The sequence below is a fragment of the Spirulina major PCC 6313 genome (genome assembly GCF_001890765.1).
GTDB lineage: Bacteria > Cyanobacteriota > Cyanobacteriia > Cyanobacteriales > Spirulinaceae > Spirulina > Spirulina major.
The window spans coordinates 3,832,191-3,847,049 of the sequence record NZ_KV878783.1 but is presented as its reverse complement, the minus strand read 5'-3'; the positions used below and the strand labels follow the sequence as shown (position 1 = coordinate 3,847,049).

Here is a 14,859-nt window from a genome sequence, read left to right as displayed (position 1 = left end):
GATTAGGTGAATTGTTGACTGAGAGCCACTGGATTATGCACCGTAATTTTCTTTTTGTGGATCGAAATCATATCCTCTTGGCGTAAATCCCCCAACAGCCGCGTCACTGTCACCCGCGTTGAGCCAATGGCTTCTGCGATCGCTTGATGGGAGAGCTTGAGATCAATCCGAATCCCTTCGGGGGTGGGTACACCAAAATCCCGGCAGAGAATCAGCAAAAAGCTAACGAGCCGCGACCCCATATCCCGATGGGCGAGGGTTTCAATCATCATCTCCGTTTGGAGAATGCGCGACGAGAGGCCCTGCAACATCAGCATCGAGAGTTCAGGGTTTTCCTTGAGGGATTTTTGCACCTGATCAATGGGTGCGGAAAGTAATTCGACGGGAGTAAACGCGACGGAATGGTAGAACCGATCCGAATGTTGCCCAGTGATGAGCGACAACACACCAAAGACGCTATTTTCTCGCAGGAGCGCGACGGTAATTTCTTCGCCCGCTTCATACACCCGCGAGAGTTTGACCGCTCCTTTGAGGAGGAAATAGACCCGTTCAGCCGGATCGCCCGGAAAAAAGATCGTTTTCCCGCGCTCAAAGCTCTCTACCACAGGCGGAAATACTCCCCCGCCTACTTGACGAAACACGGAAATTAACGATTTTTCTTGCGGAAAAGAAAGTTCCATTACCACTTAATTAGTTGATGATGAGCGATGACAAATTGTGGGAGGGACTGTCTTGATTCCCGTCACATCTTGGATCACTAAATTTTTTCAGACTTTAGTATAGATGCTTTCAACCTAGCATGTCGCCATTCGTTCGCCAATGCGGTCGGTTTTCAGAAGAGAGATTCGGCGGCAGCGCAGTGTTTTTTAAGGGTGTCGAGGGGGAGAGGGCCGTGGAGGTGGTGCCAGGGGAGGATACGATCGCGCTCCCAGGTGTCATGCACCGTATCCGTCAGGGGGGGCAATGTGCCGCGTAGGGTTTTAAAGGCCCGTTTATAGCTTCCCACAGAATCGCCATAATCGCGGGTTAGTTCCAATAAGGGTGTGAGGCGGCGATCGCCCCGCGCTAAGAGGGCTTGAATCACCGACCAGTTATAACTTTCGGGCCGAAAATCGAAGCCCTGCGATCGCAACCCCTTTTGCAACCCCTTTAAGCGTTTTTGGCTGTCCGGATTCACCCCGTACCATTGAAAGGGCGTGTGGGCTTTGGGGACAAAGGTGCTACAGCCGAGGGTGAACCGCAGGCGCGGGGCAGTCTTTTTCAAGGCCTGGGCCATGGCGATCGTCGCCTCCACATCCGCCGCCGTTTCCCCCGGTAGCCCCACCATCCCGTAGAACTTGATCGCCTTCAGTCCCCCAGCGGCAGCATTGGCGGCGGCCTGTTGGATTTCTGAGTTGGTGAGTTTTTTATTGATAATCTCCCGCAGCCGTTCGGAACCACTTTCGACCGCGATCGTAATTGAGCGGGTATCCCGGGCCGCCAAGGTCTGCGCCAACTGTTCCGTTACCGTGTTCGTCCGCACCGAGGCAATACTTAACCGCACATCGGCATAGGCCGGGCGACTGAGGTAGTCCAAGAGGGTGCTAAATTCCGGGTGTTGTGTCACCGATGCCCCCAACAGACCGAGGCGGCGCGTCACCTGCAACCCCTGCTCAATGGCGGGAATCAGCGACCCGGTGAGATCCGCCGTCCGAAACGGCAAGGTGAGGTAACTCGCCAGGCAAAAGCGGCACATTTCCGGGCAACTGCGCACCACTTCCACCATATAGATATTTTCCCAGGCGGCGTTTTCGGTGACGACGGTGGAGGCGGAAAGGGTGTTACTGCGGTAGGTTTGTTTGGTAACAACGGCAGGAATATCGGGATCAATGGGGGCGATCGCAACGATCGGCCCGTCGGGGTCGCTGTAGGTGACGTGGTAGAGGCTGGGGATATAGAGGCCGGGCACTTGGGCGAGGTGGCGCAGTTGGGTGGCGCGATCGCACCCCCGCACCGCCTGATAGGCAGCGATGAAGGGATCAAGCACCGCCTCCCCATCGCCGAGCAAAATCACATCAAAAAACGCCGCAAAGGGTTCCGGGTTGGCCGTCAACACCGGCCCCCCACCAAACACGAGGGGATGGGAATTGTCCCGCGCCTCAGCATGGAGGGGAATCCCCAACCGTTCCAACATCGTCAAAATATTGCCGTAGTCCAACTCCCAGGACAGAGAAAACCCCAACAGTTCCACCGCCGAGGGTAACGGCTCCTGCACATCCAAAAAATACCGCCGCACATCCACATCCGATCGCAGCGCAAAACTGGCCCACACCAACTGATAGCCGAGGCTGGTGATCCCAATCGTGTAGTCATTGGGGAAGGCGAAGATCAGCGCGATCGCATCATCATCGGGGGGTTGGGGCGTGAAGAGGAGACGTTCTTGATCGAAGGGGGACATGGGCAAGGAAAGGACAAGGGGAAGGGGGCGCGATCGCCCCCGTAAAGACATCCTAACCCGCCTCAACCCTTAGGGTATGGCCACAGACTCAGCCGCCAAGGTGGGAAAAGTGATCTGAATCTGTGTGCCTTTGTGGAGATCGCTGGTGATTCGCAGGGGAGCGTTGCCCAACTCCGCAATTTTTTGGATAATGCGTAGCCCCAGGCCAACCCCTTGCTGCTCATAATGTTGACGGTCAAACTGTACCAAAGCGTCGATCCGTTGCAGTTGTTCGGGGGTCATGCCGCGCCCCGCATCCTGAACCGTGAGGGTGACAGCATCGGGTTGGGGATCAATGGTGATCTGAATGGGCTGGCCGTGTTCGGAAAATTTACAGGCATTATCGACTAATTCTGTTAAGAGAATCATAAAATAACGTTCTGAAAAGGAAATATCTTGTTCAGGACAAACCAGGGTTAAATCCGCAGTGCGATCGGCCCGGCGCACGCGGTCTTGGATATGACCCCTCAGCAAAGCCAAGTTAAAACCAGAATCATCCAGCGACAAGGGTTTTTGATAGGTAGATGCCAGTTCTAATTCAAGGTAAACGAGAAATTTATTCGTTAGATGTTCAAGACGACAGGCCGATTCATGAATCCAACCGAGGAGTTCTTCAATCTCACTCGGTTCCATATTGGCAAGGTCGTAGCGGAGTAGATCGAGGGTTCCGAGAATACCGTTGAGGGGGGTATTGAGTTCGTGGGAGAGGCTGCGGGCTAAGTTACCGCGCAATTCATGGAGGGTTTTTTTGAGGAGTTGAATGGTTTGTTCTTGAACTTGGGAAAATTCTTGAATTTGGTCGTATTGGGCTTTGATTCTGAGCAGTGATTGCACCCTAGCACGGAGTTCGAGGGCATTCACGGGTTTACTAATGAAGTCATCAGCCCCCGCATCTAAACATTGCGCCAAGTCTTTTTTACTGTCTAACGCTGTTACCATCATAATCGGAATATTTGACCAGCGGGCCATACTTTTGATCCGGCGACAGACTTCGATGCCATCTAGTTCTGGCATCATCACATCTAATAAAATGAGGCCCGGATTTAAGATCGGTAACGCATTAATGGCGGCTTGACCATTGGGGGCGTAATGAAGTTGATACTCTTGATGTTCGAGGAGGGCTTCAATGACATCAAAGTTATCGGGTTCATCATCAACAATGAGGATCGTGGTGTTGTGCATTGCCTGCTAAGTCTCGAATGGTGGATGGTTTTGTGATTACACCCTTTCTTAACTTATCAAGCTTTGTAGACTCTGATCAGGATGAATGGGGCGCGATCGCAGGCCAGGCAACCCCTTCCGACCATCACAGCGCGATCCAAACCCTCAGGACAATGCCACCGCGAGGAGACCCTCAATGGTGGCGATCAGATGGCGGAGGCGTACGGGTTTACTCAGGTAGGCGTTGGCTCCGGCGGCGAGGCAGCGATCGCGATCGCCCGCCATCGCCAAGGCCGTCAACGCAATGATTGGCACATTCGCCAGGGTGGGATTTTGGCGAATCTGCTGCATCGCTGCCAAGCCATCCATCTCCGGGAGTTGAATATCCATCAAAATAATATCGGGCGGTTCGGCTTGGGTAATCGCGATCGCTTCGAGTCCCGTTTTGGCCACCCGCAACTGATAGCCCTTCGCCTGCAAATAGCCCAACAGGGTCATAATGTCGGCTTCATTGTCTTCTACCAAGAGAATGAGCGGGGCTTTGTTCGTCGCAGCGGCGAGGAGCGTCTCGATCATCGAGGGGGGAGGCGTGGGGGTAGGGGTGGCTAATCGTACCGGCAGCGTCAGGGTGAACGCACTCCCCTGGCCCAATTCGCTGGCGATCTGAAGGTCTCCCCCGTGGGACTCCACAATCCCGCGCACAATCGACAACCCCAGTCCTAGGCCCGTCTGTTGTCGTTTTGGGTTTAGTTGGGTGAAGGGTTGCAAAATGGTGTCGCGGTGTTCCGGTGCAATGCCGATGCCGGTGTCACTGACGGTGATTTGGAGGCAATGATCCGGGCCATCAGGTTGAGCGGGGGCGGGGGTCAGGGGGCGGAGTTCGTGGACGGTGAGGGTGATGGTTCCGGCGGGGGGTGTAAACTTCACCGCATTGGTGAGGAGGTTGATCAAGACTTGCCGGATGCGTCGTTCATCGAGCAGGACGGGGGGCAGGTTGGGTGACAGTTGTAGATCAAGCTGAAGTTCCTTGGCGTAGGCCTGTTGTTGAACGATGGTCATGCTCTGACGACAGAGGGATGCGATCGCTGTCGGAGCGACGGTGATCTCCATCTGCCCAGATTCAATATTGGCCAGATTCGGAATGTCTTCAATCAGGGAGAGCAGATGCTGACTACCCTGGGCGATCGCCTCCAAGGCTCGGCTCTGGATCGTGTTGATCGGGCCAAAAACCTGATCTTGTAATCCCTGCGTCATACCAAGAATGGCACTCATCGATGTGCGCAATTCATGACTGATATTGGTCAGCACCTCATTTCTCAGCCCCGTGCTTCGCAGCAGTTTGGCGTGCATCGCTTGCAGTTGTTGTTCTGCAAGTTTGGGCTTGCGAATATCCCGCACAATCATTGCTGTGCCGATGATGTGCTGATTGGAATTGCGCAGGGGCGAGAGCGTCACCGATACCGCGATCGCCTCACCATCCCGATGATAAAACGTCGTTTCTAACCGCTGTAATGCTTCGCCCCGAAGAACGGCATTGACCAACGTGGGTTCCACCCCCCACCCCTGCGGCCCCAACACAATCCCCAAGGATTGATTGATCATCTCCTGTTCCGAGTAGCCGAAAAGGTGTTCCGCTTGGGGATTCCAGGTGTCAATCGTGCCATCAAGGGCCTGGGTGATGATCGCATCATTGGAAGAGGTGACAACCGCCGCCAAACGCTCTGAACATTTTGCCGCCAACCGGAGATCAAGCTGTCGCATCGCAAGACGACTGAGGGATTGAAGATGTTCGATCTGTTCTGAGCTTAGGGTTTTGGGGGCATAGTCAATCAGGCAGAGGGTTCCCAAGATCAGCCCCTCTCTAGTACGCAGCGGAGCACCCGCATAAAACCGAATATGGGGAGCCTGGGTGACCAGGGGATTATCACAAAAGCGGATGTCTTCGGTGGCATCGGGGATGATCAGCATCGTGCCACTAGCCACCACATGACCACAAAACGAAATATCACGTGCTGTTTCGGTCACATCCAAACCCACCCGTGATTTGAACCATTGCCGATTGAAATCGACCAAGGAAATCAGCACCGTAGAAGAACCACATAAAACGCTGGCTAAACGGGTGATGTCATCATATTCTACTTCGGGCAATGTATCGAGAATCCGATATCGTCGTAGGGCTGCCAGACGCGCAGTTTCATTCAGGGGAATAGGTGCTTTCTCCATTCTGTTTATTAATGTATTGCTACCAGTGTATTGCTACCAATGTATTACTACACTCAATCAATTAATATTAATATTAATATGATGCTAAGAGGGTGTTTAATAAGTATCTTGAATAGAGAGGCAAGGGGCTTAAGCCTCTTGTTCCCATTGAGCGAGGCTTATGATTTAGATCTGAGTTTAACTTTTCAAACAGCCTCTAAAACTATGGGGTGGATCTCAGTTAAGCAACCTTGAATCCGCCCCGCACTGCCGCGCACCCCTCCAAGGAGGGAAAATACTTAAAGATTACCGCCAAGGAGGGGGAATGGTGGGTGATCTGAAACACTTGCAAGCGTGAGATGTATCTATAGCGGTTTTCATAAAATTGCGGTACAAAGATCCCCCTCAATCCCCCTTTTAAAGGGGGAAGTCGCGTTCTCATCTTTTCGCAATCCGCTATATAGCGATCCTAAATCAATCGGAGATCTTATCTTCTCATCAACAAAGGGCTTGAGCCCCTTGCTTGTTCATGAATTCAATAGAATTGCTATGGACTATCACTACAAACTGAGATGCAGAATGACGATGTTAAGAGATCGTCAATAGCTCAGGATAAAGACGGCGGACGTTCACAGAAAAGAACAATCAAACGTGATTTTAGAAACATTGATTATGGCTTTTTGTGTATTCACTGCTTTAGGCTGCTTATTTTTCATCTATGTTACAACAAAAAATCAAGATTTTAGTAAATCCTGGATCATTGTGATGAGATTGCGTAATTTTACAGGCTTACTGAGATATGCATTGGCTCCGGCGGCGAGGCAACGATCGCGATCGCCCGTCATGGCCAAAGCGGTGAGGGCAATAATCGGAATCGTCGCAATTGTTGCATCCTGCCGAATCGCATGGATCGCCTCTAAGCCATCCATGCCCGGCATTTGAATATCCATCAAAATAATGTCGGGCTGTTCGGCTTGGGCGATCGCGATCGCTTCGGTTCCAGTCTTCGCAAAAATAAGCTGATAGCCCTTCGCTTCTAAATATCCCGATAGAGTCAAAACGTTCGCCTCATTATCTTCCGCCAATAGAATCAGCGGGGTCACAACCGGTTGATGGGGATGGGTTGGAGAGTCGGTGTGCCCTGGGGCGAACGAGTTCAGTTGCGCCAGGGTTTCCTCCGTTCCGGCGACTAAACCCGGCAGATAAATCATAAAACAACTGCCTTGATTCACTTCACTAACCACTTCCACATAGCCCCCGTGTAATTCCACAATCCGACGCACGAGGGCCAAGCCTAAACCCGTGCCGCTATATTGGCGATTGAGGGCGCTATCAATTTGGATAAAGGGTTGAAATAGACGGGATAAATCATCCTTTGCAATGCCAATGCCGGTATCTTGAATGGCTAATTTAATCATCGATTCATGATGATGATCCGTGACGGTCACAATGGTTGCGGTGAGGGTGATTCTGCCGCCGTCGGGGGTGAATTTCACGGCATTATTGAGCAAGTTAATCAAGACTTGACGAATTCGGCGTTCATCGAGGGTGATGTGTGGAAGATGTGTTGGAATGTGGGTTTTGAGGGTGATTTTCTTTTTATAGGCTTGTTGCTTGATGAAGCTCAAGCTTTGACGGCAGAGGGGCGCGATCGCGGTGGGACTGCAATCGAGTTGAACTTGCCCGGCTTCAATTTTAGAGAGGTCGAGAATATCGTTGATTAAGGAGAGTAAATGGGTGCCACTTTGTTCAATGGTGTGTAAGGCTTTGGTTTGGGCGGGGGCGATCGCACCGAACACCTGATCGTGGAGGCCTTCGGTCATGCCTAAAATGGCATTTAAGGGGGTGCGTAGTTCGTGGCTCATATTGGCAAGAAATTCATCTTTGAGGCGGGTGGCCCGTTCGAGTTTTTGGTTGGAGAGGGCGAGTTCTTGGTTGCGTTCGGTGAGTTTTTGTTCGGCCTGTTGGCGTTCGAGGAGTTCCGCTTGCACCTGTTCAAACAGATCCGCCTGTTGAATGGCGATCGCTAATTGATCGCCGATTTTGCGCAGGAGGTCAATTTCCCAGGTTTGCCAAACGCGGGGGCGATCGCATTGATGGGCAATGATCAACCCCCACAGGCTGTCCTGTTGCACGATGGGAACCACCAACTTCGCCCGCACCTGAATTTCCGTGAGGAATTCCACCAAACAGGGTAAGACCTGTTGGGGTTGAGCGTCGCGATCTTCGAGGGCAAACACCCGCCCCTGCACATAGCGATCGTAGTTTTCCTTCGGAAAGACCTCCTCCGGAAACTCCCGATCCAGCAAGCGCGACCAACCGGGCAGGGCGGATTCTGCGATCACGGCTCCATTTCCCCAGGGAAACACCCGATAGACCAGCACCCGGCTACATTGCAACACTTGATGCACCTCCTGCACCGTCGTATTGAGCACATCCGCCAGACTCAAGGACGATCGCATCTGTTGGGTAATGCTGGCTAAGAGATGATCCTTTTGGGCTTGCTGGCGGACAATGCGCTCGGCCTGTTTGCGCTCCGTCACATCTCGACAGACACAGATCAGCAAGTTTTCTGCCGTTAGGGTGAGGGATAATTCTTCGACAAAGGTAGACCCATCTGTGCGTTTCGCGATCGCTTCCCCCTTCCAGGCGCGATCGCGTCTCAGCGCCGGAAACACCTCCCGCTGAAACCGTCGGATCTCTTCCGGGTCGTACAACATCTGCCAGGGTTTCCCGATCAGATCCGACGATTCCGTTAACCCAAACAGCGTTAGATGGGCATCATTCGCCGCGATGTAGATATCCCCTTGCAGCACACCAATCCCATCGATCGCCGCCTCGATCGCCGCCAATTGCAGCTGAATCTCCACTTCCGCCGCTTTTCGCGCCGTAATGTCAAACCGAATCGCCAGATACTGTACCGGAGCGCCCTGATCATCCAAAAACGGCACAACCGTTGTATCCATCCAATATTGTTCCCCCGCCTTGGTACGATTGCACACCTCCCCCCGCCACACTCGCCCCTGGCAGATTGTCTCCCACAGTTCCCCAAAAAATTCCGGCGGATGGTAGCCCGACTTCACCAAACGATGAGTTTGCCCAATCACCTCCGCCTGGGTGTAGCCCGATCGCTCACAAAACCGATCATTGGCATAGAGGATCGTCCCGTTGGTATCTGTAATCACCACGATCGCCGCTTGATCAATGGCAGATTTAAAATTCGTCAATTCTTGTAAGAGGGTTTGGCGTTCCTGCTCCGCCGTAATCTGCTCAGTCACATCAAGATTCGTCCCGACCATGTGGGTAACCTTCCCCTGGGCATCGCGTTGAATCAGCGAATGGGCATCGATCCAGCGCACCTCGCCCGTCGGCTGCACAATCCGAAATTGATCGACAAATTCGCACACCCCTGTTAATGCCTGTTGAATTTTCGCCAGGGTGGCCTCGCGATCGTCCGGATGCAGGATGTCGTGCCAGTAGTCCACCTGTCCTGTAAAGTCGTCTGCCTGAATGCCGTAGATTTCAAACATGCGATCGTCCCAGGTGAGGTTCTGCTTTTGGATATTCCAATCCCAAATCCCCATCGCCACAGACCGTAGCGCAATCTGGAGACGATAGTTGAGGTTTTGGAGGTGAATGGCGGCGGCTTTTTGGGCGGTAATATTTTCGGCAATCCCTTCGACGGCGATTAATGTCCCGGCCTCATCCCGCACCGGATGTTGGTGGAGCGCGATCGTCCGGATCTGGCCGTCAGGGTGGCGAAATTGCAGTTCACATTGTTGGGGTTGGGACTGTTGCGGATGTTGGAAAAAATCGTTGAGGATGGCGTGGCTCTGGGCGTGGCTCTCTGGGAGCCATTGCACCGCTTCTAACCAGGGTTGACCCAGTAAATCCGCCCGATCTTGGCCAAAAATCGCTTCGCAACCGCTGCTGACATAGGTCAAGCGCCCTAATTTTCCGGTATGGCTGAAAATAAGAAATTTACTGCCAATATCATCCACGAGGCGTTGATACCGTTTTTGACTGTCTCGGAGGGCTTCGAGGATGTTTTTCTGTTGGGTAATGTCGCGAAAAATGGCACGGGCAGCCACCGGATATTCACCTTCATAGCGACAGTTAATACTTCCTTCGACAACGATTTTTCGGCGATTTTTTGTGAGAAAGAGTAATTCCATCCGGTCAAGGGAGCAGCGATCGCCCGCTTGAATTTCAGTGAGCATCGCCCGGCAAGAGTCATGATGATCCGGATGGAGCACATCAAAAATAGTCAGGTTTTCCACTTCTGCGGCGGTATAGCCTAAGGTATTGAGCCAGGTTTGATTGACAAATTCAAAATGACTATCCGCCAAGCGCACACTTTGAATTAAATCATTGGCATTTTCTAAAAATTCTTGGAGTTGAAGATCTTGTTCGCGGAGTTGTTGGGTGCGTTCTTGGACGCGGGTTTCGAGTTCGGTGTTGAGGGTGGCGAGGGCGATTTCGACTTCTTTACGGTCGGTGATATCCTGCACCATGCCCCGCGATCGCAAGGGTGTCCCATCCTCGGCATAATCCGTTTCACATTGTTCGTGAACATATTTCACCCGTCCATCGGGCATCCAAAGACGATGGACAATATCGTAGGGGTGTTGCTCGCGTAAATGATAGTCGTAGGCTTGCCAAACTAGGGCGCGATCGTCCGGGTGGACTGCCTCAAAAAACACACCCTGGGCTGAATTAAAATCCTGGGGATCGCGCTCAAAAATCCGTGCCACTTCTGCCGTCCACGACAGGTTACCCACCTGCACATCGTATTCCCAACTGCCCACTTTGGCGAGTTTTTGCGCGTCGTTTAAGCGTTGTTCGACCTGTTGCCGATCGTGTAATTCTTGGTGTAACTGTGCATGGGTGGTGGCCTGTTGAATGGCGATCGCTAAATGCACCGAGAGGGCTTGCAGAAGTTCCACTTCGGCGGGTTGCCACTGGCGGGGAAAGTCCCGCTCTGTCACATTCAAAAAACCCCACAATTGGTCATTACACAACAGCGGCACCATCACTTTGGCGCGGGTATAGATGCGCCGCAACAAGTCTCGGTGACATGGGGCTATCTCGGCGGTTTCAATATCGGGCACAATGTGAATCTTGCCCTCGCGATAGGATTCGGTGAGGGATTCGACAAAACATTCATCGAAAATATCTGCCCCCACAAGCCAGTCGGGGGAATCGGTGGCTTCGGCCACAACGCGGGTATGGTATTGGTCATCCATTTGCCACATCGTGACGCGATCGCACTGCAAAAGCTGATGAATCTGGGCCGCTGCTGTGTCGAGGATGGTTTGTAAATCCAACGAGGAGCGAATCTGGAGGGCGATCGCATTGAGAATCCGATCCTGTTCAGCTTTGTGGCTGAGTTCTGCGGTGCGGGCCTGCACTTGTTGCTCTAGGGTGCTGGCCCGCTGTTCTAACAACGTCATTTTTTCGGCTTCGAGGCGCTTGACCTTGGCTTCGAGCATCTCGGCCAAATGGAACAGTTCAATGGGGTTCAGGACATTTAATAAACTGCTCTGGGTGACAATACCCTGCAACTCACCGCGATCGTCCGTCACCACCACCCGCCGCACCTGATGCTCTTCCATCACCGTCTGCACATGCCACAGACTATCCTCGGTCTGCACTTCAATCACAGGCTGGCTCATCAGCGTGGCAGCGGTGCAATGGGCCAAATCTACCTCAAGGCTGCGAAACCGCACCACATCCCGCTCCGTGATCATCCCCACCGGGCGCTGGATCGCTGCGTCTCCCTCCCCTTGGGTGGCCACGATCACCACACAACTCACCCGATGCTGCGCCAAGATTTGCGCGATCGTCAACATCGACACCCCCGGCGCAGCGGTAATCACCGCCGGACTCATCACCTCATGCACCTGCCGTAAGCGTAACAAGTCCACGGGGCGGGTGGTGTGCCGCAGACTCTCATGGGTGAGGAGTCCGGAGAGGCGACCGGCGGCATCCACGAGGGGTAAATGGCGGATGTGATGCTGTTGCAACCGATTGATGGCCACTAACACATCGGTGAATTCCGTCTCTGGTAAGGTCATGACCGGCGACTGCATCCCTTGGGCGATCGTCCAATGGGTCAAGTCCTGTTGCGCTGCACAGTGACGCACCACATCCCGCTCGGTGAAAATTCCCACAACGCGCTCGTTTGCTAACACCAACACACAACTCGATCGCGCCTCCTGTCGCCAAGCGGCTTCCCGTGCGGCGAGATCGTGGGCACAGTAGTTGTGGGATTGGTTCATGGTTGCGATCGCCTCCATTAAGGGGGTGTCGCAGGTCACGGTTAAGGGGTCACGAATAATGGCGGCTTGCAGATCCACGGGCGCGATCGGGAGGGCACTTTTATACATAATGACATTCAAAAATCTGTATGAATAACTACTTTTTATTCTTTGATCTTAACCGTCTTGAGCCTGGGAACCTAATATGCCCTAAACAGAGGAAATAAACTTCAAGATTTTTGATGGCCGCAATCGCTTCGCCGCAGACATTACCTTGAACGGGGTAGGGCGATCGCGACGAATTTGCTGATGTTGCCCTCCTTCATTAATTGTAAAGCCTAGATTTTTGCCAACAAGGGGCTATTGAAGGGTAAAAATTTATCCAGTAGTGCTCAAGGGTCTCAACGTCCCTCTCCCTGTGGGCTATTGAGGATCAGAGCAGGATTCAGGGCAGGATCGGAGCAGGATTCAGGGCAGGATTCAGGGCAGGATTCAGGGCAGGATTCAGGGCAGGATTCAGGGCAGCGAGCGAGAAGCTCGAACTACAGAGGATTTCAGGTAGTAGTAGTGTGAGCCTCTGGCTCACTGCGGCCAAATCTAGAGCAGCGAGCGAGAAGCTCGAACTACAGAGGATTTTAGGTAGTAGTAGTGTGAGCCTCTGGCTCACTGCGGCCAAATCTAGAGCAGCGAGCGAGAAGCTCGAACTACAGAGGATTTCAGGTAGTAGTGTGAGCCTCTGGCTCACTCCTGCTATCGCGGATTATGTGGTATCGTCCGCCTCCCCTGATCAGGGTAGCGTGCGAGAAGCTCGCACGCCAGAGAATTTCAGGATTGCAAAAAACGCGACTTAAGGTTATTGATCTTAAGTCGCGTTTGTCATGGGTAAGGAGAGACTCGAACTCTCACGACCGAAGCCGCCACATTTTGAGTGTGGTGCGTCTACCAATTCCGCCACTCACCCGTATTTGATGCTTTGCCATTATAGCCCCCTCGATTCGATTCCAGCAAGGCCTGATAATCAGAAGATTTGGCCCAGCGTTGAACTTCGCGGGCGCGGAGTACGGGGAAGGGGTGGGTTAGCTGCTGGACTTGGGCTGATCGCAGCAGGTGGCCGATTTCGTGGGTGGCGATCGCATCATAGTCCCGTGCTTGGGCAACGAAAGCATCCAGGTTCAACATCGGAGCTAGACGCGGTGAACCGCCCGCCAACTTCATCAACACCGACATCACCACATCGGGGTTTTGGCAGGCGAGAAGGGCAGCGCGATCGCAACTCAACTCCGCACAGCGCGACCATTCCAACATCCGATCCTGCAATGCCTGGGTCAACAACGCTCCCCACGTCGGCACGATCGAAGCCGCCAGCACCATCACATTCGCCAAGGTCATATAGACCCCATGCTCACATTTCAAATGCCCCAACTCATGGGCAATCACCGCCTGCACCTCTTCCCAGGTCAACAGGTCAATTAACGCCGTATGAATCACAATAAAGGGCCGCTTGCCCCGCATCGCCAGGGTGTAGGCGTTGGGGGTGGGGTGCTGCTTGACATAGAGTTGGGGCGACTCCACATCGAGGATTTCGCAGGCTTCGAGGAGAAGATCATGAAGCTGCGGCAATTGCTGCGGCCCGACTTGCACACTGGCGGCTACATTGTTGATGAACATGAATTCTTCCACCACCGGCCCCAACATCGCCCGAATGGCAATATCCAAGCCCGGCACTTGTTGAAGTGACTGGGTGGCATCTTGGTCGAGGGGGTGGCGGAATTGGCTGGCTTTTAGCCCAATGAGCGATTGCTTCGGAGCCATTTTAATGTGTCAGAAGGGAACAGAGGCGCGATCGCAAAACCTTAAACCTTACTCCGTTAGCCATTTTTTCAGACGTTGCAACGCTTTCCAATCAGGCTTACGGCCCAAGCCATCTTCAATATTGTCGATGATATCTTGGCGGATTTCGGAGCTAGCGGCCATCATGTCTTTGGCGGCCTCCACATGATCTCGCACCCCCGTTTTGCCAGTTTCCAACATCGCTAGGGCGAGATTGATCCGGGCTTGGGGGGCGTTGGGGTCAAGCTTAATCCCTTTTTGGGCCGCGCTGAGGGCCTGTTCGCCCTTGTTGGACAGGAGATACAGCCAAGCCAAGCTTGACCAAGCGGCGGGATTTTTGCGACTGCGATCGCAAATTTCACGAAACACCGGGATTAGCGTTTCCGGGCCTTCCCCCGCTTGGTAGCGTTCTAGGCCACTGTCATAGAGTGAGGTTACAGAATCTGGCATAGTTCCAATCGTTAGGCAACGTCTTCGCACATCAGCGCGATCGCTTAGTGTACACCGTTCTGTGGGTTACGGCCTACACCCCGAAAGACTTGCCACAGCCGCAGGTTTGGTTGGCGTTGGGGTTCGTAAACTGGAAGCCGCCGCCGATGAGGGCATTGCTGTAATCCAACTGCATTCCGTAGATATACAGCAGACTTTTGGGATCACAGATAATGCGGAAGCCGTTGTAGTTATAGACTTCATCATCCTCGCGAATATTCTCAGCCGTCTCAAAATCCATCGCGTAGGACATTCCCGAACAGCCACCATTACGCACACCGACCCGCAGGCACAGATCGCGACCTTGCTGCGATCGCAATTGTTGCAGATGTTCGAGGGCAGTTTCGGAGAGCAGAATACCTTTTTGAGGGGTTTGAGTTGCAGTCATAGCAAATACCGAAGACGAAAAAGGGTGGATGGTTCACCACAGGCAATGCCTGC

Annotated in this window: 8 protein-coding genes and 1 tRNA gene; all 9 read right to left on the bottom strand. The window is 53.1% G+C overall.

Going from position 1 to position 14,859, the window contains the following annotated elements; all coding sequences use genetic code 11:
• Nucleotides 1–2: 2 nt before the first annotated feature.
• The 9 genes from ntcA to SPI6313_RS16995 all read right to left on the bottom strand — a co-directional run bounded on the left by ntcA (nucleotide 3) and on the right by SPI6313_RS16995 (nucleotide 14,806).
• On the bottom strand, nucleotides 3–680 hold the full coding sequence (ntcA, locus tag SPI6313_RS17035; RefSeq protein WP_072622067.1) for a global nitrogen regulator NtcA: 678 nt from the start codon (nucleotides 678–680) through the stop codon (nucleotides 3–5).
• Between the two features lie 152 nt (nucleotides 681–832).
• Entirely contained in the window at nucleotides 833–2,437 is a 1,605-nt protein-coding gene (locus tag SPI6313_RS17030; RefSeq protein ID WP_072623200.1) for a radical SAM protein, read from the bottom strand.
• A 69-nt stretch (nucleotides 2,438–2,506) separates the two neighbouring features.
• Nucleotides 2,507–3,658, bottom strand: coding sequence for a hybrid sensor histidine kinase/response regulator (locus tag SPI6313_RS17025; RefSeq protein WP_072622066.1), 1,152 nt, complete (start codon nucleotides 3,656–3,658; stop codon nucleotides 2,507–2,509).
• A gap of 144 nt (nucleotides 3,659–3,802) precedes the next feature.
• The gene (locus SPI6313_RS17020; protein WP_072622065.1) at nucleotides 3,803–5,860 is read right to left on the bottom strand and encodes an ATP-binding protein; all 2,058 of its coding nucleotides are present in this window, start codon (nucleotides 5,858–5,860) and stop codon (nucleotides 3,803–3,805) included.
• Nucleotides 5,861–6,573: 713 nt separating this feature from the next.
• On the bottom strand, nucleotides 6,574–12,228 hold the full coding sequence (locus SPI6313_RS23065; protein ID WP_072622064.1) for a PAS domain S-box protein: 5,655 nt from the start codon (nucleotides 12,226–12,228) through the stop codon (nucleotides 6,574–6,576).
• A gap of 750 nt (nucleotides 12,229–12,978) precedes the next feature.
• Nucleotides 12,979–13,060, bottom strand: a tRNA-Leu gene (locus SPI6313_RS17010).
• Nucleotides 13,039–13,911, bottom strand: coding sequence for a M48 family metallopeptidase (locus SPI6313_RS17005; RefSeq protein ID WP_072622063.1), 873 nt, complete (start codon nucleotides 13,909–13,911; stop codon nucleotides 13,039–13,041). The genes SPI6313_RS17010 and SPI6313_RS17005 overlap by 22 nt, the downstream gene beginning before the upstream one ends.
• Nucleotides 13,912–13,959: 48 nt before the next feature.
• Nucleotides 13,960–14,379: a tetratricopeptide repeat protein gene (locus SPI6313_RS17000; RefSeq protein WP_072622062.1), complete on the bottom strand. Its 420-nt coding sequence runs from the start codon at nucleotides 14,377–14,379 to the stop codon at nucleotides 13,960–13,962.
• A 73-nt stretch (nucleotides 14,380–14,452) separates the two neighbouring features.
• On the bottom strand, nucleotides 14,453–14,806 hold the full coding sequence (locus SPI6313_RS16995; protein WP_072622061.1) for a HesB/IscA family protein: 354 nt from the start codon (nucleotides 14,804–14,806) through the stop codon (nucleotides 14,453–14,455).
• Nucleotides 14,807–14,859: the final 53 nt, after the last annotated feature.

Coding starts and splice junctions, on each gene's coding strand:
- ntcA (WP_072622067.1), bottom strand. CDS start 680: ATGGAACTTTCTTTTCCGCAAGAAAAATCGTTAATTTCCGTGTTTCGT.
- SPI6313_RS17030 (WP_072623200.1), bottom strand. CDS start 2,437: ATGTCCCCCTTCGATCAAGAACGTCTCCTCTTCACGCCCCAACCCCCC.
- SPI6313_RS17025 (WP_072622066.1), bottom strand. CDS start 3,658: ATGCACAACACCACGATCCTCATTGTTGATGATGAACCCGATAACTTT.
- SPI6313_RS17020 (WP_072622065.1), bottom strand. CDS start 5,860: ATGGAGAAAGCACCTATTCCCCTGAATGAAACTGCGCGTCTGGCAGCC.
- SPI6313_RS23065 (WP_072622064.1), bottom strand. CDS start 12,228: ATGTATAAAAGTGCCCTCCCGATCGCGCCCGTGGATCTGCAAGCCGCC.
- SPI6313_RS17005 (WP_072622063.1), bottom strand. CDS start 13,911: ATGGCTCCGAAGCAATCGCTCATTGGGCTAAAAGCCAGCCAATTCCGC.
- SPI6313_RS17000 (WP_072622062.1), bottom strand. CDS start 14,379: ATGCCAGATTCTGTAACCTCACTCTATGACAGTGGCCTAGAACGCTAC.
- SPI6313_RS16995 (WP_072622061.1), bottom strand. CDS start 14,806: ATGACTGCAACTCAAACCCCTCAAAAAGGTATTCTGCTCTCCGAAACT.